The organism is Nonomuraea rhodomycinica, from assembly GCF_013363995.1.
GTDB lineage: Bacteria > Actinomycetota > Actinomycetes > Streptosporangiales > Streptosporangiaceae > Nonomuraea > Nonomuraea rhodomycinica.
Window position 1 is genome coordinate 614,833 of the sequence record NZ_JABWGO010000003.1, and the last position, 21,246, is coordinate 636,078.

Genomic DNA, 21,246 nt, shown 5'->3' on the forward strand with positions numbered 1-21,246 from the left:
CGATCGCCACGTCGGCGATCTCCTGTCGTCTGAACGCGGCCGAGTGCGGCGGCGCTTCTCCGCGCCCGCTCAGCTCCGCTTTCTTGGGCCACTGGTCCGAACGATACGGGCCTGCCCGGGACGCCCGGCGGCGACGCTCGGGCGTGCGCGGACGCCGTCCGCCGTCACCGCGGGGGCCACTGCAGGGATCAGTCGCAGAAGACGCTCGCCGCGCCGCCCCAGTTCCAGCCCTCGATCCTGCCCTCGACGTCGATGCAGTGCCCGCTGGCCTTCACGTAGACCGGGCCCGCGTAGTACTGGTATCTGCCCGTGTCCTTGATCCAGGTGCCGCCGGTTCGGCGGATCCACACGCTTTTTCCGTCCCGTTTGCCATAGTGCTCGCCGGCGCCGACGGTGACCGCGCAGTTCTTGCCGGTGCTCGAACTGTAGTAGACGTGCAGATACCCGGCGTCCTCCACCTTGTATGTCTTGAGGAGGCGATAACTGGCGCCGCAATAGTTGGCGGCCGCGTTCGCAGGTGCGGCGGCTGCCAGCAGCCCTGCGGAGACGGTTACCGCGGCCAGAGCGGCGACGGTCCTGCTGCGGTTGATCATGTGACTGTCTCTCCTGGAGTGTTCCGTGTGTTTCATGACCTCGCTGCGCCGACTCGTCGCGGGCGCTGTGGGGGCGCGCCGACGGGGCGAGCGCGCCGTCCCCTCGTAAGGACGAACTGTCCCCTCCGGCAAGGGGCTGACCAGGTCCGGGGTCGGGAGAACGGGTGTCTCCAGAGCGGCAAGCCGCGTCCGCCGGCGGCGGCTCTCAGGTTCCGGCGTGTTCCATTTCGGAGCATGTGCTCTATTATTGCTACGTCTCGCCGTCCGGATCAAGGGGGAACGCCTGGGGTGCTGGACTGGCGCGTGCGAGTCGAGTCGCCCTAGCTCGTTCGGCTCGATGGTGGCAGTCGCCCCCAGGCGACCGACGATGTTCTCCCTGATTCTCCAGGGACCTCGACAAGCTCCGGATAGTGGGGCTCGCCGACTGGATCGCACTCGATCGATTTGTGCCGGCGCCGCCGGCGGCATGCCGGCGAGATTTCGTGATGCGCTTTTCCGAATATCCCGAGACGGAGGAACGGCTTGGTAGTGCCAGCCCCACCATGAACAAGCCTGACGGCATCACTGATCTTCGAATCAGGAGATTCAAGAATAACGGCAGCACCTCAGATATAAGGAGATTTTCACAATGCGTATGCTTCTTGCCGCCGCAGCCGCTGGAACCGCCGCCGCCGTCCTTCTGGGCGCGGCCTCGCCCGCCCTGGCCACCGAGACCGCCCCCGGCGGCAAGGCCGTGCAGCAGCAGGTGGACCGGCTGACCGGACAGGACGGCATGACCGGCGCGGTGCTGTCCGTGCGTGAGCGTGACGGCCGCACGACGACGTGGACCTCCGGTACCGCCGTGCGTGGCACCCGCAAGCCCATGGTCGGCGGGGACGGCCGGTTCCGCGCGGCGAGTGTCACCAAGCCGGTGATCGCGGCGGCGGTGATGCGCCTGGCCGACGACGGCAAGCTCGACCTCGACGAGCAAGTCGAGCACTACCTGCCCGGCGCGCTGCACGGCGCCCCGGTTACCGCCCGGCAACTGCTCAATCACACCAGCGGCCTGCCTGAGTACTTCGACCTGGTCGACTGGACCAAGCCCGCGATCCCGGCCGAGCAACTCGAGCTCGCCATGACCCGCAAGCCCGTCGCCAAGCCCGGCGAGCGGTGGTTCTACTCCAACACCAACTACCTGGTCGCCGGCATGCTCATCGAGAAGGTCACCGGCAAGGACTTCCGCCGCATCACCCAGGAAGGCGTGCTGAAGGGCCTGCCCGGCACGTACTGGCCGAAGAACGGCGAGCTGGGCATCCGGGGCCGGCACGCCCACACCTACGGCATCAACCCCGCCTCCCCGCAGTCCGGACAGACGGACACCACCCAACTGCCCGGCTACGCGTTCGGCGCCGGCGGCGGCCTCATCTCCACCCCCGAGGACCTCAACCGCTTCTGGCAGACGATCCCCGCATCGACACTGCGCACGATGCTCGCCGACCCCGTGCCCGCCACCGACCCCCAAGGCAGCCGCTACGGCCTCGGCCTGTACACCTACCCCCTGAGCTGCGGCGCCGCCTGGATGCACGACGGCGGCCTGCCCGGCACCCGCGTGCTCAGCGGACGCACCAGCGCGGGAAGGGCCGCCACCGTCTACGTCACCGGCACCCCCAAGAACGACAAACACCTCTTCGCCGCCCTCGACACCGCGCTCTGCCGCCCCTCACGCTGATTCGCATTCCAGCGTGGCCGGTCTGGAAGCGGGGCCGGCCCCACTTGGCGTGCTTCCATCCTGCGCGCCGCCGTACGCAAGCGGCTGGGCGCGGGGGCTGGCGCCCTGCCGCGGTGCGGACGACTTGGCGCAGGACGGCTACCGCGTGACGACGAGCCATGGCGAGATCGGCTGCCGGGCGGTGTTCTCGCTCGCGGTTCTCAGGCTGGAGCGCCTGCTGGACACGTTCGGTGCCTGGGCCCGTTCGCCCGATCTCGGGACCGGCCCGCCCGAACGCTTCGCGCCGACCAGGGGGCCCGGGTCGGCGCGCCTGCAGCTCGACCTGCGTAGCGGCGAGATCCGCACGATCGTGCGTGCGACCGGTTTCGTCCTGACTGCGAGTGGCTCCGCGTTCCGGTGGTCGACGAGAAGGGACGGCTGCGCCCCGACGGCGGTGTCGTCCGCGGCCCGGGACTGTGCGCGCCGGGGCTGCCTCTGCTGCGGCGGCGCAGGTCCATGTTTCATCCACCTGGCCGAAAGGCGCGGAAACGGGACGCCGCCGGTCGCGTGGCGGACGCGGAGCGTCAAAATAATAGAGCATGTGCTCTGGAATGCTGTAGCATCACTTCGGCATAGGTCAGGACGACACGGTCGTATGTCGAAGAAGGGGCATCGTGATGGGTTTCGTTGATCGTCTGCTGGCACGGGTCGCGCGTAAGGCGACCGTCGAGGCGGGCTGCAGCTACACCTACTACTGCTCCGGCGCCATCATGTACCAGCGCATGTGCTGCCTGGACCAGGGTTGCCAGATCACCAGGGTCGGCATGTGCTGATGGGGTAGTCGGACCAGCGTTCGGCGGGCGGTGGGCGACCACCGCCCGCCGACCGGCGGAGGTGGCCGGATGGCTCCCTGACGCTCGCCGGACCGGCCAGGGCGCCGGACGCAGGCGCGATCGGAACGACTCTGATGGTCTCCTCCGACGACATCGTCGATCTCTCCGATAGGACCACCTGATGCCCTTCTTGGCTGCCGCAGTCGTGATCATCGGACTGTTGTCCGTGGTCAACCTGCTGCTCACTGTCGCTCTCATTCGCCGGACGAGGCAGACCAGCGAGAGCGCCGCTCCTGCGAGTGGTCCCCCCATCGCGTTGCGTCCGGGCTCGCCCGTCGGCGCATTCGCCGCGGTGACCCTCGGCGGGGAGGCGGTGTCCCACGACGCAATCTCCGGCCTTGTCGGGTTCTTCTCCGCGGGATGCGCACCCTGCCACACACTCCTGCCCCGCTTCGTCGAGCGCGCCCGCGCGCTGGGGCGGGACAACGTGCTGGCGGTGATCGCAGGAGACGACCCCGAGGCGGTCCACGCCCTCCAACCAGTGGCGCGTGTGATCGTGGAGGACTACGACGGCCCGGTGGCCGGCGCGTTCCAGAACACCTGGACCCCGGCGCTCTACCTTCTGGGCCCGGATCGGCGCGTCGTCGCCGCAGGTGGCCGCGTCGAGGACCTTCCCATCGCATCGTCGGCATGAGCGCCCACGAGGGGCTTCGGCGGGCCGGGGCCCACGAGTTGGCCTCTGCCGCCGGCGCGGCCCTGTCGGTGACCTGGCGGTCAGCGCCCGGAGAAGTCATCGGACAAGTGGCGATGGCCGTCGCCGAGGCAGCGGCTCCTGTCGCCACTGCGTGGCTGACCAAGTCCGTCCTCGACCGGCTGACCAGCCCGGACGGTGCGGTCGCCGGGCTCGCGCTGGGGCTGGCGGCGGCGGGCCTGGCCGTCGCGGCTCTGCCGGGGATCGGCCGCTACCTCCGTGCACGGACCAGCCGCCGGGCTGGGGCGGAGGCGATCGACAAGCTCTTCGCGGAGGTCGAACGGCAGGTCGGTCTGCGGCGTTTCGAAGACCCGGTCTTTCTCGACCGTATCCGCCTCGCTCAGCAGGGAGCCGGAACGACCGGCGATCTCGTCAGCAACATCTGTGCAGGCATGCACGGCGTCCTGTCCCTCGCGGGATTCGTGGGGTCGCTGCTCGTCCTCAGCCCTGCCATGACGGCGCTCGTGGTGCTGGCCGCCGTCCCGGTGCTCGTCGCCGAGCTGCTGCTGTCGAGAGGACGGGCCACCCTGCAGTTCGATACGGAGCCGATTCATCGGCGCGAGTTCTTCTACGGCCGTCTGCTCACCGACGTCCAGGCGGCCACGGAGATCCGGCTGTTCGGCATCGGTGCCTTCCTGCGCGCCCGGATGATGGCCGAGCGGCGCGAGGCGAACGCCGCGGAATCGCGGATGGATCGCCATGAACTAGCCGCTCAAGGCGGTCTTTCCGTGCTGAGCGCAGTGGTCGCCGGCGCCGGACTGTGGTGGGCGATCACGGCCGCTCGTCGTGGCGCGCTCGGCGTCGGGGACGTCGCCATGTTCATCGCTGCCGTCGGCGGCGTGCAGGCCGCGCTGAACACCCTCATCTCCTCGGCCGCCTCCGCCCACCAGCGGCTGCTCATCTTCTCTCACTACGTCGCGGTGACCAGGGCCGAGCCGGACATGCCGAGCGTCGCTACGGGGACGGCTCATGCTTTGCGCCAGGGCATCGAGCTGCAGGACGTGTGGTTCCGCTACAGCGACGACCATCCGTGGGTGTTACGCGGGATTGATCTGTCCATCCCATGCGGCCGTTCGGTCGCCCTTGTCGGGCTGAACGGCGCGGGCAAGAGCACCCTCATCAGGCTGCTGTGCCGCATGTACGATCCGACGCGTGGCCGCATCCTGTGGGACGGCGTCGATCTGCGGGACCTTCCTCCCGCCGCGCTGCGTGACCGGATCAGCGCCGTGTTCCAGGACCACATGAACTACGACATGACCGCCGCCGAGAACATCGGGCTAGGGGACCTGCCCGCTCTGGATGACGTCGTACGCATCAGGGAGGCGGCCCTGCGCGCTGGCGTGCACGAGACACTGTCCGAGCTTCCACGCGGCTACGACACCTTGCTCACGCGCATCTTCTTCTCCGAGGCCGACAAGGGCGACGCGGAGACGGGGGTGGTGCTGTCCGGCGGACAGTGGCAGCGCCTCGCGCTGGCCAGGGCCCTTGTCCGCGACGGCAGAGACCTGATGATCCTCGACGAGCCCAGTTCCGGCCTGGACCCGGAGGCGGAGCACGAAGTTCATGCCCGCATCAGGGAGCGTCGGGCCGGGCGGACGAGCCTCCTCATCTCACACCGGCTCAGTGCCGTGCGGGACGCCGACCATATCGCGGTGCTGCACGACGGCCGGATCGCCGAGCAGGGATCTCACGAGGCGCTGATCGAGGCGGACGGTCACTACGCCCGCCTGTTCCGCCGCCAAGCCGCGGGATACCAGGAGACGCGGTGAAGCGGGGCACGCTGCTGCTCCTGGCGTGCGGCGCGCTGGGGCTGGGGTGCGCGCTGTGGTGGACCCGCCGGAGCTACCTGGTCGCGACCGTCGAAGGGCCGAGCATGGAGCCCTCTTTCCGCTCCGGGGACAGACTTCTCGTACGCCGGGCCAGGTGGGTGCGCGTCGGTCAGGTCGTGGTCGTCCGGGTCGCTGACCCTCCCGTGGTGTACGAGCCGCCACCGGGCCTCCCTCCGGGCCTCGGCCTGGGCCTCGGACCAGGCTTCGATGAGGGGATGCCGAAGCGGGATCGTCCCGGTTGGCGGTTGCTCGTCAAGCGGGCGGCCGCGGTGCCCGGGGACCCTGTGCCGAAGGAGGGTTTCCCCGCGCTGCGCGACGTCCCGGACGTCGTCGTGCCGCCTGACGCCTTTGTCGTCCTGGGTGACAATGCCGCCGCCAGCTGGGATTCCCGGGCCTTCGGCTTCGTCAGGAGCGACCAGCTGGTCGGTTCCATGGTGCGCCGTCTGCCGCCGCTCAGCTGAGGCCCGGCGCCGGCATGGCGTCGGCCGCGTCGTCGCCGGGCATGCCGTACTTCTCGGCGGTCATCTGACGGCGGTCAGCACGGACCGATCGTTGCCGGACCGCGACGTCGGGGAAGAGGCAGACGCTCGGCGCGGCTTGGGCATGCCGACGTGCGGACCACGTTGAACACCTGTGCACACGTCACCGACTCCACCCGCTGCCCCCACGGACCTCGTGGCGCAGCCGGCTGTGATCACTGTTACATATGCTGGCGCGGCGCCCCAGGGTCGGCGCATACTCCTGTTTCATGCCAAATCACATGATCAACCGCCGGGCGCTGCTGCGTACCGGCATCGTGGCCGGGGGCCTCCTGGCCGGTGTGACCTCCCTGGGCACCGCTGTCTTCGCCGGCACCGCGCAGCAGGCGGACGACCCCGCTCCGGACCAGCGGCCGTCCACTCCGGACCAGGCGTGGGCGGCCCTGCGCGAGGGCAACCGCCGCTGGGTGGACGGCACCACCACCCACCCGCACCAGGACGCCGCCCGACGCAAGGAGGTGGCGCAGAAGCAGGACCCGTTCGCGGTCGTGTTCTCGTGCATCGACTCGCGGGTCGCCCCCGAGTTAGTCTTCGACACCGGACTGGGCGACCTGTTCGTGGTGCGGACGGCCGGGCAGACCATCGACCCGCTGGTGACCGGCGCCGCCGAGTACGGTCCGGCGGAGCTCGGCACCCCGCTCGTCGTCGTGCTCGGTCACCAGCGCTGCGGGGCCGTCACGGCCGCCGCGGAGTCCCTGCACGAGCACAAGAGGCTGCCCGGCGAGCTGAGCCAGATCGCCTCATCGCTGCGGTCGGCCTACAAGCGTTCGGGCGGCGACGTCGACAAGATGATCCGCATCAACACCGTCGACGTCGTGAACCAGCTCAAGAAGGACAAGCTCTTCGCTCCCCGCATCGCCAAGGGCAAGCTGAAGGTCATCGGCGCCTACTACTCCATCGACACCGGCGAGGTCACCCGCCTCGTCTGACATCGCGGGCGGCACCCGGCGCGGCGGGTTCTCCGGCCGGTGCCCCGGTCGCCGTGGCGACCGGGGCCGGCAGGGGCCGGAGGAGAGCGGCGGACGGGCGCGGACCGGGGTCAGCGCAGGCGGGCCTCGATCGCCTCGATGGCCTCGATGATCCGTGGGCGAAGCTCCGCGGCGCGGATGACGGCGTCGACCGAGCCCACCTCGACCGCGCGCCGGATGTCGTGCACGCGGTCGAACTCCGCGGCCACCTCGCTGAGCTTCTCCGCGCGGACCGCCGAACGGAGCTCGTCGAGCTCCGCGGCCAGCGCGGCGCGGTCGGTGCCGGTGGCGGCCGCGACGCGCGCCTCCAGGTCCCGCACGCGGGGGTCGGCCGCGGTGCGGGCGTTGACGTCGCCGGAGAACACCACCGCGGCGGCGGGGGCGCCGCCGAGCACCGAGGCGAACGATCCCTCCAGGGCGAGCACGGTCATGTTCGGGTTCAGCGCCTTGGAGAACACCACGAACGCGCCGCCGTGGTAGCGCGAGATCACGCAGAACACGATGGGACCGCGGAAGTTGACGATCGCGCGGCCGATCTCGGCGCCGTACTCCAGCTGCAGCTTGCGCATGGACTCCGGCGAGCCGTCGAAGCCCGACAGGTTCGCCAGCACCACCAGAGGCCGGTTGCCGCTGGCCGCGTTGATCGCCCGCGCGGCCTTCTTGGACGAGCGCGGGAACAGCGTGCCCGCGGTGTAGGTGTCCGGGCCGTCGGTGGGCGGGAAGCCGCGCCGGGGGATCGGCCGTGACTCGATGCCGAGCAGGCACACCGGCCGGCCGCCGAGGTGCGCGTCCTGCACCGCCGCGGTCTCCGCGCCGGCCATGCCCGCCCAGCGTTCCAGCGTCGGATGGTCCTGGTCGGACAGCGCCCGCATGACGGTGCGGATGTCGAACGGCTTCTTGCGGTCCGGGTTGAGCTCGGCGGAGAAGATCTCGCCGACGGTGGTGAAGTCGCTGCCCTCGACGGAGTGCGGGAAGGCGGAGATGTCGCGGTCGACGGGGTCGGTGGTGGTCGTCGGCCGCGGCGCCCGCTCGCCGGGCACGACGTAGGTGTGCTCATAGTGCGCCATCAGCACGTCGCGCGCGGCGGCCAGGTTCGGCGCCCAGTACTGGGCCTGCCCGTTGGGGCCCATCACGCGGTCGTAGCCGCCGATGCCGAAGTTGTCCTCGGCCGAGACGCCGCCGGAGAAGTCCAGGGACTGCTTGCCGGTGAGCACCATGGCCGAGTCGGGTGTCATCACGAGGATGCCCTTGGTGTGCATGAGCATCGTCGCCTCGGCGTTCCAGTACGGCTGCGCGCCGACGTTGATGCCCGCGACCACGATGTTGATCTCGCCGCCGTCCTGGGTGAACTCCACGATCCGCTTGAGCGCCGCGGCCACCCAGTCCATGTTCTCCGTGCCCGACTCCATCGAGATCCGGGCTCCGGCCGACAGCGCGTACCACTCCAGCGGTACGCGCATCCGCTCCGCGAGGTCCAGCGCGGCGATCACCCTGCGGCACTCCGGCTCCGACAGCGCGCCGAGGGACTTCGTCGGGTCGCCGAGCAGCACGACCCTGGTGACGCCCTCAGGGTGGCGCGGGGTCGGCGTGGTGACCACACCGGCGACGAGCGCCGCGGTGTTGCGGCCCTTCGGCCGCTGGACCGGCACCAGGGTGTGGTCGTCGTCGAGGTCGTGTTCGGTGAAGTCGCCGAGCAGGCCGGTCAGCTCGTACGGGTAGACGGTGTTGCGGCTGCTCGCGCGCAGCACCTTCTGCCGATAGTCGTCCAGCGGTTCGATCGGCTCGTCCGACGGCTCGCCGATGGTCAGCTCGGGGCGCCCGGTGGCGTCCAGGGAGATCCGCACGGCGATCTTGGTGAGCCCGCCGGTCCGCGGGTCACGCTGCCGCGCGATGAACAGGGTCTCCTCCAGACCGGCGCCCGTGGTCGTGGGGAGCACGCGCCGGGCGATGGTCTCGATCTCCTCCCGGGTGATGTCGCTGGGGGGCCAGACGTAGATCACGATCCGGTTGGTGTCGGGGTGTCTCCTGGCCGTGCGTCGCGACTGCGCGCGGCGGATGGCGTCGACGCAGGCGGCGACGGCGTTCTCGGCCGTGGGCAGCGCGACGAGCCGGCCGTCGTGGTCACGCAGCTCCGTCAGGTCACGTACCTGGGCGAACGCGACGAGCCGGTCGTCGGACGGGTTGCCCCGCGCCACGCACTGGAACAGGTAGACCTCCTCGTCCGTGGACGGGAGCCTGGTCAGGTCGAACTTGCTCAGCCGCTCCAGCTGCATGCGCTGCGCGATGTACGGGTGCAGGCCGCGGATCAGCCGCTCCTCGGTCATCCCGGCGGCCGACGGGCGGAAGGTGAAGTGGTGGTGCATCACCGCCCCGCCCCGGCCGGCGAGGGTGACGGTGATCCTGCGGACCTGGTCCGGCAGCGGCTGCGCGTCGATGACCTCCTGCAGCGCGGCCGCCATCGCGTCGAACTCCTCCGGCTGCCGCTCCCAGACGAGATAGATGTCCGCGTCGACGGCGTTCTCGCCCTCGGCCAGCTCCGCCAGCCCGCGCAGCGCGCCGCTCAGCTGCTCGAAGCTCACCGCGCAGGAGACCACGCAGGAGTCCACGCGCCCGGCGATCACGAAGGTGCAGCCCGCGGTCTCGCTGGTACGGACCCCGGTCAGCTCCTTGTTGCCGTAGTAGCGCCGGGTCAGCACCTCGAGCATGACCGCGTTGTCCACGTCGTCGCGCACCAGCCGCTGGCCGAGCAGGCGCACCAGCGGTTCGGTGCTGCGCACCATCTCGGCGATGCGCTCGGCCCGGTCCGGCGCGTCGGGGTGGGTGTCGAGGTGGCGCAGGTGCTTGCGGACGTTGGCGTAGACGCGGGCACGGTTGCGGCGCAGCAGCGGCTGGCCGAACCAGGCGAAGACCACGCCGCGCGCGAGGTCGGAGACGACGGGGAAACGGACCTGGGTCGCGGCCAGCAGCCGTTCCAGCGCCAGCCCGGCGGGTTCGCGCAGCGCCTCCTCCGGCGGCGTCTCCCGCAGCCAGGCCCGCAGCAGGGCCGCGACGACCGCGGCGTCGGCGGACGCGCGTTGCTGGGCCAGGAAGATGCGGAACACCGCGGCCTCGAGCTCCTTGGTGCGCTTCAGCTCGGTGACGCCGTAGTGCCTGAGCACCTTGGCCAGCTTGGCCTGGAAGGTCTGCGGCAGCCCGGCCCGCTCGACGTCGAGGCTCTGCAGATAGGTGTGGAAGTACTCGCGCGGGCTGCGCACGTGGGCGTCGCCGCCGCCGTCCTCGCCCGCCGGCCGGTTGCGGCTGAGCTCGGCGAGGTCGGTGAACACCTCGATGAGGTCGAGCTCCTCGGCCAGCGGCCGGTGACCGTCCTCGACGACCGCCTGACGCGCGGCGAGGTAGTCGCCGAGCACGCGCTGTTCGTCGTGGGGGTCGACGTCGAAGCCGAGCAGCAGGCTGCGCAGGTCCTCCTGGCCGCGCGTGGCCCGCCGCCGGGCCGTGACCTGCCCGGACGGCGCCGGCAGGTCGAGGTGGACGGCCGTCGCGGCCGAGGTGTCCTCGGCTTCGGCGTCGGCGAGCGGTTCCAGCCGCAGCAGCGGCGCGCCGGTCTCCACCTGGCTGCCGACGGACACGAGGCATTCCTTCAGCCGCGCCTTGAACGGCGCCCGCAGCACCGTCTCCATCTTCATGCTCTCCAGCACCAGCACCGGCGCGCCGGCCTCGACCTCGGCGCCGGCCTTGAGCGGGGTGGCGACGACCAGCGCGGGCGCGGGGGAGCGGACGACGCCGCCCTCGTCCCGGCTCACCCGGTGCGCCACGCCGTCCACCTCGACGAGGTGGATCGGCCCGTGGCTGCCGGTGAGCAGGCGGTAGCGCACGCCGTTGACGACGATGTGCCCGGTGTGCCGGTCGAAGCGGTCGAGCTCGACGTCGAAGGTGCGGGTGTCGTCACCCGCTTCGACGCCGACGCGGAAGCGGCGGGCGCCGACCCGCGCGACGCGCGCCCGGTAGCCGACGCCGCGCAGCCTGAGGTCCAGCGGCCGGCCGCTCTTGTGCTGCACCTGCGGGCGCCCGCCGAACGCCGTGGACAGCAGCCGTTGCCGCTCGGCGCGCTCCTCCTCCTCGTACGCCTCGATGGCGGCGGCCGCCAGCGCGACGGCGGAGTGGCGGTGGGAGACGAGCCCGCCCCGGCCGCGGACGCGGTCGATCCAGCCGGTGTCGGCGCTGGCGTCGATCACTTCGGGCTGGTCGAGCAGGTCGAGCACGAAACTCTTGTTCGTCGCGCCACCCTCGATGATCACCGTGGTCTGCGCCATCGCGCGGCGCAGCCTGCCGAGCGCCTCCTCGCGGTCCCGGCCGTACGCGATGATCTTGGCGATCATCGAGTCGAAGTCGGCGGGGATGGTGTCGCCCTCGCTGACGCCGGTGTCGACGCGGATGCCCGGCCCGGCGGGCAGGTCCAGCCGCGCGATGCGGCCGGGCGAGGGCGCGAAGTCGCGGTCGGGGTCCTCGGCGTTCAGGCGGGCCTCGACGGCGTGTCCGCGTTCCACCGGCGGCGCGCCTTCGAGCCGGCCGCCGGACGCCACGTGCAGCTGTGCCTTGACCAGGTCGAACCCGGTGGTGGCCTCGGTGATCGGATGCTCGACCTGCAGGCGGGTGTTGACCTCCAGGAAGGCGAACTGCTTGTCGCCGGGGTGGTAGAGGAACTCGACGGTCGCCGCGCCGCGGTAGCCGACGGCGATCGCCAGCCGTTCGGCCGACGCCTTGAGCTCGGCCGTCTGCGCGGGGCTGAGCACCGGCGACGCCGACTCCTCGATGATCTTCTGGTTGCGCCGCTGCACCGAGCAGTCGCGGACGCCGAGCGCCCACGCGGTCCCCTGGCCGTCGGCGATGACCTGGACCTCGACGTGCCGGGCGCCGGTGACCAGGCGCTCCAGGAACACGACGCCGCTGCCGAACGCGCGGGCGGCCTCCTGGCTGGTGCGTTCGTAGGCGTCGGCGAGCTCGGCCTCGTTCGTGATCACGCGGATGCCGCGCCCGCCGCCGCCGGCCGTGGCCTTCAGCATCAGCGGGTAGCCGATCCCGGCCGCCGCCGCGAGGGCGGCGTCCAGGGACTCGACCGCCCCCCGGCTCCACGGCGCGACCGGCACGCCGACCTCCTCGGCGATGAGCTTCGCGCCGATCTTGTCGCCGAGCTTGCGCATGGCCTCCGGGCTCGGTCCGACGAAGGTGACCCCGATCCTCTCGCACAGCTGCGCGAACGCCGGGTCCTCCGCGACGAAGCCCCAGCCGACCCACGCCGCGTCGGCCCCCGTCTCCACCAGGGCGCGCTCCAGCACCTTCAGGTCGAGGTACGGGCGCGCGGACGCGGGGCCGAGATCGTAGGCGACGTCGGCCTCACGGACGAACCTGGCGGCGCTGTCCACGTCGGTGTGCAAGGCGACGGTCTCGATCCGTGTGCCGGTCTCCGCGGCGATGTCCCGTACGGCGTGGATGAGCCGCATGGCGGCCTCACCACGGTTGACGATGGCGACACGACTGAACACGCGACCCAAGCCCTCCAGTAGACAACATGTACGCGCCGGTGACAATGACGGCACTCGGCATTGTCCACCCTCCCGCTTACCCGGCCGCGGCGCCATGTCGCAGACATCGCATGCTGGGCCGCTCCAATTGTGGGAAAGCGACCAAGGCCGCGCGGCCCGGATGAAGATCCCGACGTCGGGCGGGCCCTAGCACTTACTGCCGGTCAACTCGGAGGACGAGGACAGGGTCACGGTGTACGTGTCCGCCCGCTCCTCCATCGCCAGCTCCATGTCGACGACCTCGCCGTCGATCACCTTGGTGTAGCAGCCCTCGGCCGGCCCCGCCTGCTCGCCGGGCCTCCAGCCGTCTCCGGTGGCGACCTCGCGGTAGAAGCCGAGCACGTCGACCCGGGCCGGGGGCAGGCGGTAGACCTGCTCGACGTTCACCCACAGGTCGTCGTCGTCGCAGCTCGTGCCGCGCTGCCCCAGCGGCTCGACCCCGGCGGGGCGCCGCTCGAGGACCTCCTGCGCGACCAGGGTCTCGGTCAGCCGGTCCTCCTTCGAGCCGCAGCCGTACGACAGGACACTGAGGACGACGATCGCGGCCCCCGCGCCGGCCAGCGCGACCGACGCGACGACGAACTGGGTCAGGAACGCCGCGACTGCTCTCACGCTGTCAACCTCCATGTCTCGGGGGAGCGGTGCTGCCGCGCACGACCAGCTCGGTGGCGAACTCGACGCGGTCGCGCGCCAGCGGCTCGCCCCTGGCCAGCGTCACGAGCATGTCCGCGGCGGCGGCCGCCATCTCGGCCAGCGGCTGGCGGATCGTGGTCAGCGGCGGGACGCTCCAGCGCGTCGGGGGCATGTCGTCGAACCCCACGACGCTCAGGTCGTCCGGGATGCGCAGGCCGAGCTCGTAGGCGGCGTGGTAGACGCCGACGGCCTGCCCGTCGTTGCAGGTGAAGACGGCGGTGGGCGGGTCGGGCAGGCGCAGCAGCCGGCGGGTGTGGGTCAGGCCGTCCTCGATCCGGTAGTCGCCGTGGCAGACGAGGTCGGGGTCGATCGGCACGCCGGCCGTGTCCAGCGCGGCGCGGTACCCGTCGAGCCGGGCGCGGCCGGACAGCATGTGGGCCGGGCCGGTGATGACGGCGATGCGCCGGTGCCCGAGGCCGAGCAGGTGACGGGTGGCCGTGAGCCCGCCATTCCAGTTGCCCGCGCCCACCGAGGGGACGCGGTGGCCGGGATCGCCGGTCGGGTCCAGCAGGACGACGGGGATCTCGCTGCCCGCGAGCCGGTCACGCTGGGCGTCGGTCAGGCTGGAGAAGACCGCGATGACGCCGGCCGGTCGGCGGCCCAGCACGTCCTCCATCCAGTCGTCGCCGGGGACGTGGCCGCCCTGCAGCTCGGACACCGCCACCAGCAGACCGTGCCGCCGCGCGACCTGCCCGGCCCCTCTGATGATCTCGGTGGGGTAGTCGCCCGCCAGTTCGTGGAAGAGCAGCTCCACCACGGAGACGGGGCTGAACCGGCGCCGCTGCCGGCGGAAGCCGTGCTGCCGGATCAGGCCCTCGACCATCGCGCGGGTCTCGGGGGCGACCGCGGAACGCCCGTTGACCACCTTGGACACGGTCGCCGTGGACACTCCCGCCAGACGGGCGAGCTGCGCCAGGGTCAGCGGCTCGCGACCGGCTGCGGAAGGATCTTCGGTGGCGGTCACCGAAGATCCCCGAGGATGCCCCGGCCTTCAGACCCGGGAGGGGTCGGGCATCCGCGGAGCAGGGCAGGCCCAGCCGGGTCGCCGCCTGAACGATCCGGTGTCCGACCGCGGTGAACGTTCAATATCCGTCCTACCTCCTCGGTAGATTGGGCGGTCATGAAGGCGGCGGGCACGGATGGCTCGGAGCCGGCCCGCTATGACCGGATGACGGCCCGCCGCAGACCCGTCCGAGGGCAGCCGGGCTCGAAGGGCCACCGTGAGGCGAAGAAGCTGCGCGCCGAGCAGTACAAGAAGGTTGCCCGTCAGCGCCAGGGCACCGGCCGCAAGTGGGCCAGGAAAGTCGTCGGCGACCATGACGTGATAGCGGTGGAGGACCTCCGGCCGAAGCTCCTGGCCGAGTCCAGCATGGCGCGCAAGGCCGCCGACGCGGCCATCGGCGCGGCCAAGCACGCCCTGATCGAGATGGCCCGCGAACATGGCCGCACCTTGAGGCTCGTCAACCCCGCGCACACCACCATGGACTGCGCACAGTGCGGAGCGAGAACCAAGCACGCACCACCTCTCTCCGAACGTACCTACACCTGCGCCGCGTGCGGAATCGTCTGTCGCCAGAGGCGAGAGCTCCGCCCGCGTCATGCTGGTCCGGGCTGGTCTGAACCCGGTTGGTGCTGATCGCGTAAGACCTGAACGTCCGCTGGACGGTCAGGCGGTGTGAGCCAGGAATCCCCCGCCTTCAGGTGGGGGAGCAGTCAGAACGGCAGTGTAACGGCGCACGGCGAGATCATCACTCACCGGCGGCCCGGCCGGCACCCCCGCTCCGCAACGTGGCCGGTGACCAGCCCGCGGTGCCCGCCACGATCCGTACGGCCGCGCGGGCCAGCGGCTCCAGCCCCTCGACGTCCACCTTGTCCAGGGTGTCGGCCGAGTCGAACAGGTACATGGGCGCCGACAGGAAGTGCACCAGCGGCACGCCCTCGGGATGGAAGAACGCCCCGTCGGTGGGCGGCATCGGCGAGAACGCGTCGGGCGGCAGCACGAACGAGCGGCGCAGCCGCTCGGCCTCCAGGGTCGTGGCGACGAGCTTCTCCAGCCGCGGCGCCCGCGTCGTGAACCACCACCTCACCTCGGGGTCCGAGGTCGGCCGCAGCGCGCCGTCCACGCTCTCGCAGCGCAGGGCGGCGTGCTCCAGGTGCACCTGGAGGACCACGTCGGCGAGCATGGCGCGGTGCCGCTCGATGAAGGCCCGGGTGCCGGCGGCGTGGGCCATGTGCCCGGAGGTGAGCAGGAACATGAGGTTGTGCGGGCGCTCCGCGGCCGGCACGCGGGCCCAGTGGCGGGCGGCGGCCAGCACGAGCGCGAGGCCCGAGGCGTCCTCGACGGCCGACGCCCACGGGCCGTCGTGGTGGGAGGCGACGACGACCCAGTGCGGCGAGGCGCCGGGCAGCGTCGCCACCACGTTGTGCGTCGTCACGGTGTCGCGGGTGGACTCGGCGACCAGCTCGCCGTGGCAGGGGAGCCGGGGGAGGAGCCGCCGGGCGTCGCCCGCGGACAGCCACAGCCCCGGGACGGGCCGCTCGACGGCGTCGTAGGGCACGTAGTAGTCGCGCGTCTCCCACGGGACGCCCGTCAGCGCGCCGACGAAGCCCGCGGCGCCCGCCTTCAGGGCGGGCTCCACCACCTCCATCATCCGGGGGCCGAACGGGATCGTCTGCACGAGCGTGTCGAAGACGCCTTCGGGGTCGTAGGCGGAGGTGGCCAGCGTGCGGACGAACGACTGCGGCAGCTCGGTGAAGGCCAGCTCGTCCACCGCGATGTCGCCGGGGCGCGCGTCCTCGAGGCGGGCGAGCCGCGCGCGCAGGCCCGCGGCCGGCGCGGTGAACGGCAGGGGCAGCCCCGGCAGCTCCGTGCCGTCGTCGAGCCGCAGCATCCCAGTGCCCGGCCGCCAGCGGGTCACCTCCACCGGCTCCAGCTCCACGTCCAGCCCGAACGCGGTCAGCCGGTCGGCCAGCCACCGCTCCGTCCACGCGTCGGCCGGATAGCCGGGACGGCGGATCCCCTGCGACACGACGGTCTCGATCCAGCCGAGCATCTCGGCGGCGGAAGGCAGGTGTTCCATGGCGCCGATCCAACCATTGACAACCGTCCCCTGTGAAGCGAGAGTTCCGGTCATCCGTACAAATCTTCGGGAGGCTGTATGAGGCTCCTTGCGGCAGCCGTCTTACTCGTGCTGGGAGTCGTCGCGAGCCCGGCCCAGGCCGCCGGCGGCGCGACGTCCCGCGCCGTCGCCGCCGACACCGTCGAGGCGCACTACAAGGTGGCCGGCCCGTGGGCGGTCGCCACGGCCGACGCGCCGGGCGTCCGGCTCTACTATCCGGCGAACCTCGGCGCCGGGGGCTTCAAGCACCCGATCATCACCTGGGGCAACGGCACGAACGCCGTGCCCACGCAGTACAACGGCGTGCTCGACCAGCTCGCCTCCTGGGGCTTCGCCGTGGTGGCCTCGACCGACACCACGACCGGCACCGGCTCGGAGATGATCGCCGCGGCGCAGTACCTCATCGACCGCAACAGTGACTCCTCCAGCGTCTTCCACGGCAAGCTCGACGTGACCAGGGTCGGCGCGGTCGGCCACTCCCAGGGCGCGGGCGGCTCGGTCAACACCGCCATCAAGTCCGGCGGCCTGATCGACACGGTCGTGCCCATCGCGCTGCCCGCGCCGATCTGGGTGAGCTCGGGGGACGCGTTCTCCGTGAGCAAGCTGACCTGCCCGGTGCTGTTCCTCAGCGGCGCCAACGACGTCATCATCTCGCCCGGCTCCGCGCTCCAGGCGTACTACGACCAGGTGCCGGGCGCCGCCGCCAAGGCGCTGCTCAAGGGCGCCGACCACAACACGATCCAGGGCACGGGCGGCGGCTTCCTCGGCTACCTGACGGCCTGGCTGATGTACCGGCTGCAGGACGACGCGTACGCGCGCGGCGCGTTCGCCGGCGCCACCCCCGAGATCAACACCAACGCGAGCTGGCAGAACCAGGCCGAGAAGAACCTCCCGTAACCCTCTCGTGGAGCCCGGCCGGACCCCACCGGGGTCCGGCCGGGCTCTTGGGAAGGCCTCCCTCAGGTGCCGCGGAGCGCGAAGGCGGCGCCCGGGTTGCGGGTGAGCGCCGCCGCCGCCACCTCGCCGAGCCCCGCGGCCTCCAGCCGCGGCACGAACCTCTCCAGCAGGTACGTCAGCCCCGGCCCCCCGCCCAGGCTCGGCCAGTACGACCGGCGCGCCAGGTCCATGCCGAACAGCAGCCGGTCGCCCAGGCCGTGCCCGGCCAGGTCCGCGACGAGCGCGACGATCTCGCCGTCCGTGCCGTACTTGATCCGGCCGGGCCGGTCGAAAGCCAGATAGGCCCCCCTTTCCGCCAATGAGATGAGATATCCGGCGTCGGGGTTGTGGTCGATGTGCCCGAGCACCACCCGGTCCGCCGCGACCCCCTCGGCCGCCAGCGCGTCGAGCAGCTCGTGGCCCATCGTGCCCTTGTCGCAGTGGCTCACGACCGGCACGCCGGTCGCCAGCGCCGCGGCGGCCACCGCCCCGACCAGGCGCCCCACCCCGCGGCCGAGCGCGTGATAACCGGTGGCGATCTTGATGGCGCCCGCCCGGGCGGGCGAGCGCCGCACCAGGGGGCCGACCAGGCCGTACTCGTCCATGCCGAGCTCGATCTCCGACATCAGCAGCTCGGTGATCTCGTCGGCCGCGTAGCGGTGCAGCCAGTGGTCGTCGGCGTAGTAGCGGCTCTTGTGGAAGCCCGTCACCGCGACCACGTGCAGGCCGGTCCGCTCGGCCAGCTCCCTCATCAGCGACGGGCTGCGGCCGAATCCGAGGGGCGTCATCTCCACCACCGCCGACAGGCCGAGGCGGCGCGCCGCCGAGACCTCCGCGACGGCCGCGTCGAGGGAGTCGAGCCGGTAGTCCGGCTCCTCGCGCACCGGCCAGCCGCCGGTCATGAACAGATGCTCGTGCGCGTAGGTGACGCCGAGCTCCTCGACGTCACCCAGCACGGTGCGGACCGTCACAACGGCACCCCCCGCCCGACGCGAACCGTCACAGCGGCACCTCCCGCCCGACGCCGGTGGTCACAGCAGCGCTCCTTCCTCGCGCAGCCGCTCGCGCAGCAGGCCCGCGTCCAGCTCCGCGGGCTCCACGCCCGCCTGCACGGCCAGCGCCGCGGCCGTCCCCGCCGCCTGGCCCATCGCCATGCACTGGCCCATGGAGCGGGCCGAGGCGTGGGCGTCGTGCGTGGCCGACAGGCACCGCCCCGCCACGATCAGCCCGCCCACCTCGACGGGCAGCAGGCACCGGTACGGGATGCCGTAGGTCCGGAAGTCGCGGACGTACTCCCACCGCGTTCCGGAGCCCGAGTCGTGGTCCTCGACGGGCGCGCCGCACCGGGCGATCGCGTCGGGGAAGTCCCGCCCGGCCAGCACGTCGTCGCGGGTCAGCACGTACCGGCCGGCCAGCCGCCGCGACTCGCGCACCCCGATCCGCGTGGAGGTGCCCAGCAGCACCGCCGAGCCGTACCCCGGGACCTTCTCGCGCAGGAACCGGACGTACGCGCCGACCTGCCGCCGCCCCTCCCGCTCCGCCCGCGACAGCTCGAACGGGTCGGTCGGGTCCAGGCCGCTCACCCGGGTGAGGTTGGTGTGCACGACGCCCTCGTTGACGGTCCGGTGGATCGACCCCTCCCGCCGCGGCAGGTCCGCGCCGGCCATCAGCGCGTGCAGCTCCGCCGTGCTCGTGGCCGACGGGTCCACCCCGCCGAGCCGGAACGTCGTCGTCATCGGCTGGCGCCGCAGGCCGGGGCGGTCGAGGGCCGCCCCGGCCCGCCAGGCCACCTCGGCGTCCCCGGTGGCGTCCACCACCACCCGCGCCCTGACCAGGAACCGCCCCGCCACCGTCTCCACGACGACGCCCTCGCCCGGCACGACGTCGCAGACCCGGGCGTGCAGCAGCACCTCGGCGTCCGCGGTCAGCTCGTCCCAGACGACCTTCAGCTGCTCCGGCTCGTACGTCACCCCGGTCCCCGCGCCGTAGGTGTTGGGCCGCTCGAAGGCGGCCCCGGCCGCGAACAGCCGCTCGCACACCTCCCAGCCGACGCCGCCGACGACCCGCGGCGCCTCGGGCCCGGGGGAGTAGAAGCCGTAGAAGGTGTCGAGCACCGCGGCGCCCGTGCCGCCGAGGAACCCGGCCGACTCCACGAGCAGGCACGACGCCCCGGACCGCACGGCGGCCACGGCGGCCGCGCACCCCGCGCTGCCGCCGCCCGCCACCACCACGTCGCCTTCCCACAGCACGTTCATCGCAGGTGCCACCCTCCGTCGACGGGGATCACCGCGCCCGTGGTCCGCCCGGAGGCCGGCGACAGCAGCCACAGCACGGCCTGCGCCACCTCCTCCGGCCGGCACGGGCGCGCGCCGAGCGGCATGAGCGCGGGCATCCGGGCCCGGATGCCCGCCGACTTTCGCGCCCGGCGGCTCATCGGCGTGGCCACCAGCCCGGCCGAGACCAGGTTGATCCGCACCCCGCGCGGCGCCGCCTCCCGCGCCGCGACCCTGATCAACGGGATCAGGCCGCCCTTGGCCGAGGCGTAGGCCACGGTGCGGAAGTCGTCGTCGATCGAGCTGCCCAGCGCCGAGCCGATCACCACGATGGACCCGCCCTCCGGCAGGGCCGGGATCGAGGCGCGCAGCAGCCGGAAGACCGACTCGTGGTTGACCCGGTGCACCTCGCTCCACGCCGCGTCGGTGCACTCGGCCACGCCGCCGTCGCCGAGGGACCTGCCGGACATGCCGACCGCGTGCACGACGCCGGAGACCGAGCCGTGTGCCTCGGCCGCGCGGGCGAGCGCCTTCTCCGCCCCGCCGGGCCTGGTGATGTCGATGCCGCCGGCCAGGTCCACGCCGAACGCCGGCATCCCGGACGCCTCGACCGCCTCGACGCAGGCGCGGCCGATGCCGCCCTCCGCGCCGGCCACCAGGACCGCGCTCATGGCTTCCTGAGCACGTCGGCGGCGCGGCGGGCATGCTCCAGGTAGGCGGCCTCGAACAACTCCTCCGAGCGGGGGCCGCCGACGAGCTTGGCGCTGGAGATCACCGGCGGCGTCCACCCGCCCGCGACCAGCAGCTCGGCCGTCCGCACCTTGATCTCGTTGACCACGGAGACGGCGGCCAGCGTGCTGCCGGGGCCGACCGGCTCGGCCAGCCCCTCCACCGAGCACAGCGCGTCGCCCACCGGGGTGCGCAGGTCGATCACCACGTCGGCGTGGTCGGCGAGCCGCGTCCCGCTCGGATGGCCGGGAGCGACGGCCATGGTCTCCCGCATCGACGTCACGGCCACCACGCTCAGCCCGGCCTTGCGCAGCCCCATCGCCATCTCGATCGGCACGGCGTTCAGCCCGCTGACGCTGAAGATGATCGCCGCGTCGCTCGGCCGCAGCTCGAAGTTGGCCAGGACGGCGTCGGCCAGCCCCTCGACCCGCTCGATGAACATCGCCTGCCGCATCCCGTTCGACCCCGCGACCTGCGTGTAGAACGTCGTCGACAGGTCCACGATGGGGTGGAAGCCCGGGTAGGAGCCGTAGCGGGGGAACATCTCCTCCACGCCCATCCGCGAGTGGCCGGTGCCGAACGTGTGCACCACCCCGCCGCCGCCGATGGCCGCCGCCGCGATGCGCGCCGCCGCCGCCAGGGACTCCTCCTGTGTCTCCTCGATCTCGCCGAGCAACTCCATGGCGCGCCGTATCCACCTCATCGGCCTCTCCCTCC

The 21,246-nt window shown here is 72.1% G+C and carries 17 protein-coding genes; 8 read left to right on the top strand and 9 right to left on the bottom strand.

All coding sequences use genetic code 11. The annotated features are described in order from the left end of the window. Positions 1 to 188: 188 nt before the first annotated feature. Positions 189 to 593, bottom strand: coding sequence for a serine/threonine protein kinase (locus tag HT134_RS18640; RefSeq protein ID WP_175601629.1), 405 nt, complete (start codon positions 591 to 593; stop codon positions 189 to 191). Between the two features lie 628 nt (positions 594 to 1,221). Between HT134_RS18640 and HT134_RS18645 the strand changes: the two genes are divergently transcribed. The 6 genes from HT134_RS18645 (at position 1,222) to HT134_RS18670 (ending at position 7,161) form a co-directional block, all read left to right on the top strand. Beyond that, the gene (locus tag HT134_RS18645) at positions 1,222 to 2,301 is read left to right on the top strand and encodes a serine hydrolase domain-containing protein (RefSeq protein WP_175601630.1); all 1,080 of its coding nucleotides are present in this window, start codon (positions 1,222 to 1,224) and stop codon (positions 2,299 to 2,301) included. Positions 2,302 to 2,954: 653 nt separating this feature from the next. Next, positions 2,955 to 3,113 carry a hypothetical protein gene (locus HT134_RS18650; protein ID WP_175601631.1) on the top strand — a complete coding sequence of 53 codons (159 nt, stop codon included), beginning with the start codon at positions 2,955 to 2,957 and terminating at the stop codon, positions 3,111 to 3,113. 181 nt (positions 3,114 to 3,294) lie between these two features. Beyond that, positions 3,295 to 3,807: a thioredoxin domain-containing protein gene (locus tag HT134_RS18655; protein ID WP_175601632.1), complete on the top strand. Its 513-nt coding sequence runs from the start codon at positions 3,295 to 3,297 to the stop codon at positions 3,805 to 3,807. Then, complete coding sequence (locus HT134_RS18660) at positions 3,804 to 5,633, top strand: ABC transporter ATP-binding protein (RefSeq protein ID WP_175601633.1); 1,830 nt, start codon at positions 3,804 to 3,806, stop codon at positions 5,631 to 5,633. Before HT134_RS18655 ends, HT134_RS18660 begins: the two co-directional genes overlap by 4 nt. Further along, the gene (locus HT134_RS18665; RefSeq protein ID WP_217707992.1) at positions 5,630 to 6,154 is read left to right on the top strand and encodes a S26 family signal peptidase; all 525 of its coding nucleotides are present in this window, start codon (positions 5,630 to 5,632) and stop codon (positions 6,152 to 6,154) included. The genes HT134_RS18660 and HT134_RS18665 overlap by 4 nt, the downstream gene beginning before the upstream one ends. Before the next feature lie 287 nt (positions 6,155 to 6,441). Continuing rightward, on the top strand, positions 6,442 to 7,161 hold the full coding sequence (locus HT134_RS18670) for a carbonic anhydrase (RefSeq protein WP_217707993.1): 720 nt from the start codon (positions 6,442 to 6,444) through the stop codon (positions 7,159 to 7,161). 110 nt (positions 7,162 to 7,271) lie between these two features. Here the strand turns inward: HT134_RS18670 and HT134_RS18675 are convergent, their stop codons facing one another. The 3 genes from HT134_RS18675 to HT134_RS18685 all read right to left on the bottom strand — a co-directional run bounded on the left by HT134_RS18675 (position 7,272) and on the right by HT134_RS18685 (position 14,436). Then, the gene (locus HT134_RS18675) at positions 7,272 to 12,740 is read right to left on the bottom strand and encodes an ATP-binding protein (protein ID WP_175601634.1); all 5,469 of its coding nucleotides are present in this window, start codon (positions 12,738 to 12,740) and stop codon (positions 7,272 to 7,274) included. A 186-nt stretch (positions 12,741 to 12,926) separates the two neighbouring features. Next, positions 12,927 to 13,391 (bottom strand): hypothetical protein, encoded by a 465-nt coding sequence (locus tag HT134_RS18680; RefSeq protein ID WP_175601635.1) that lies wholly within the window; start codon positions 13,389 to 13,391, stop codon positions 12,927 to 12,929. Between the two features lie 4 nt (positions 13,392 to 13,395). Next, positions 13,396 to 14,436: a LacI family DNA-binding transcriptional regulator gene (locus HT134_RS18685; protein WP_175601636.1), complete on the bottom strand. Its 1,041-nt coding sequence runs from the start codon at positions 14,434 to 14,436 to the stop codon at positions 13,396 to 13,398. Positions 14,437 to 14,592: 156 nt separating this feature from the next. Between HT134_RS18685 and HT134_RS18690 the strand changes: the two genes are divergently transcribed. Next, the gene (locus tag HT134_RS18690) at positions 14,593 to 15,108 is read left to right on the top strand and encodes a zinc ribbon domain-containing protein (RefSeq protein WP_217707995.1); all 516 of its coding nucleotides are present in this window, start codon (positions 14,593 to 14,595) and stop codon (positions 15,106 to 15,108) included. A gap of 112 nt (positions 15,109 to 15,220) precedes the next feature. On the opposite strand, the gene HT134_RS18695 is transcribed toward HT134_RS18690, so the two are convergent. Beyond that, positions 15,221 to 16,552 carry a M28 family peptidase gene (locus HT134_RS18695; protein WP_175601637.1) on the bottom strand — a complete coding sequence of 444 codons (1,332 nt, stop codon included), beginning with the start codon at positions 16,550 to 16,552 and terminating at the stop codon, positions 15,221 to 15,223. Between the two features lie 78 nt (positions 16,553 to 16,630). On the opposite strand from HT134_RS18695, the gene HT134_RS18700 reads away from it, so the two are divergent. Then, positions 16,631 to 17,488: a poly(ethylene terephthalate) hydrolase family protein gene (locus tag HT134_RS18700; RefSeq protein WP_175601638.1), complete on the top strand. Its 858-nt coding sequence runs from the start codon at positions 16,631 to 16,633 to the stop codon at positions 17,486 to 17,488. A 62-nt stretch (positions 17,489 to 17,550) separates the two neighbouring features. On the opposite strand, the gene HT134_RS18705 is transcribed toward HT134_RS18700, so the two are convergent. Genes HT134_RS18705 through HT134_RS18720 form a run of 4 tightly spaced genes read right to left on the bottom strand, consistent with a single transcriptional unit; the run spans position 17,551 to position 21,232 of the window. Further along, the gene (locus HT134_RS18705) at positions 17,551 to 18,498 is read right to left on the bottom strand and encodes a phosphotriesterase family protein (RefSeq protein ID WP_175601639.1); all 948 of its coding nucleotides are present in this window, start codon (positions 18,496 to 18,498) and stop codon (positions 17,551 to 17,553) included. Positions 18,499 to 18,558: 60 nt separating this feature from the next. Beyond that, positions 18,559 to 19,782: an FAD-dependent oxidoreductase gene (locus HT134_RS18710; protein WP_175601640.1), complete on the bottom strand. Its 1,224-nt coding sequence runs from the start codon at positions 19,780 to 19,782 to the stop codon at positions 18,559 to 18,561. After that, the gene (locus tag HT134_RS18715; RefSeq protein WP_175601641.1) at positions 19,779 to 20,471 is read right to left on the bottom strand and encodes an SDR family oxidoreductase; all 693 of its coding nucleotides are present in this window, start codon (positions 20,469 to 20,471) and stop codon (positions 19,779 to 19,781) included. Before HT134_RS18715 ends, HT134_RS18710 begins: the two co-directional genes overlap by 4 nt. Beyond that, the gene (locus HT134_RS18720; RefSeq protein ID WP_175601642.1) at positions 20,468 to 21,232 is read right to left on the bottom strand and encodes a sugar isomerase domain-containing protein; all 765 of its coding nucleotides are present in this window, start codon (positions 21,230 to 21,232) and stop codon (positions 20,468 to 20,470) included. The genes HT134_RS18715 and HT134_RS18720 overlap by 4 nt, the downstream gene beginning before the upstream one ends. Positions 21,233 to 21,246: the final 14 nt, after the last annotated feature.

Bases quoted from the DNA above. Each gene is read 5' to 3' on its own strand.
- HT134_RS18710 (WP_175601640.1), bottom strand. From the start codon at position 19,782: ATGAACGTGCTGTGGGAAGGCGACGTGGTGGTGGCGGGCGGCGGCAGC.
- HT134_RS18720 (WP_175601642.1), bottom strand. From the start codon at position 21,232: ATGAGGTGGATACGGCGCGCCATGGAGTTGCTCGGCGAGATCGAGGAG.
- HT134_RS18700 (WP_175601638.1), top strand. From the start codon at position 16,631: ATGAGGCTCCTTGCGGCAGCCGTCTTACTCGTGCTGGGAGTCGTCGCG.
- HT134_RS18640 (WP_175601629.1), bottom strand. From the start codon at position 593: ATGATCAACCGCAGCAGGACCGTCGCCGCTCTGGCCGCGGTAACCGTC.
- HT134_RS18715 (WP_175601641.1), bottom strand. From the start codon at position 20,471: ATGAGCGCGGTCCTGGTGGCCGGCGCGGAGGGCGGCATCGGCCGCGCC.
- HT134_RS18655 (WP_175601632.1), top strand. From the start codon at position 3,295: ATGCCCTTCTTGGCTGCCGCAGTCGTGATCATCGGACTGTTGTCCGTG.
- HT134_RS18645 (WP_175601630.1), top strand. From the start codon at position 1,222: ATGCGTATGCTTCTTGCCGCCGCAGCCGCTGGAACCGCCGCCGCCGTC.
- HT134_RS18670 (WP_217707993.1), top strand. From the start codon at position 6,442: ATGCCAAATCACATGATCAACCGCCGGGCGCTGCTGCGTACCGGCATC.
- HT134_RS18695 (WP_175601637.1), bottom strand. From the start codon at position 16,552: ATGGAACACCTGCCTTCCGCCGCCGAGATGCTCGGCTGGATCGAGACC.
- HT134_RS18660 (WP_175601633.1), top strand. From the start codon at position 3,804: ATGAGCGCCCACGAGGGGCTTCGGCGGGCCGGGGCCCACGAGTTGGCC.
- HT134_RS18690 (WP_217707995.1), top strand. From the start codon at position 14,593: ATGAAGGCGGCGGGCACGGATGGCTCGGAGCCGGCCCGCTATGACCGG.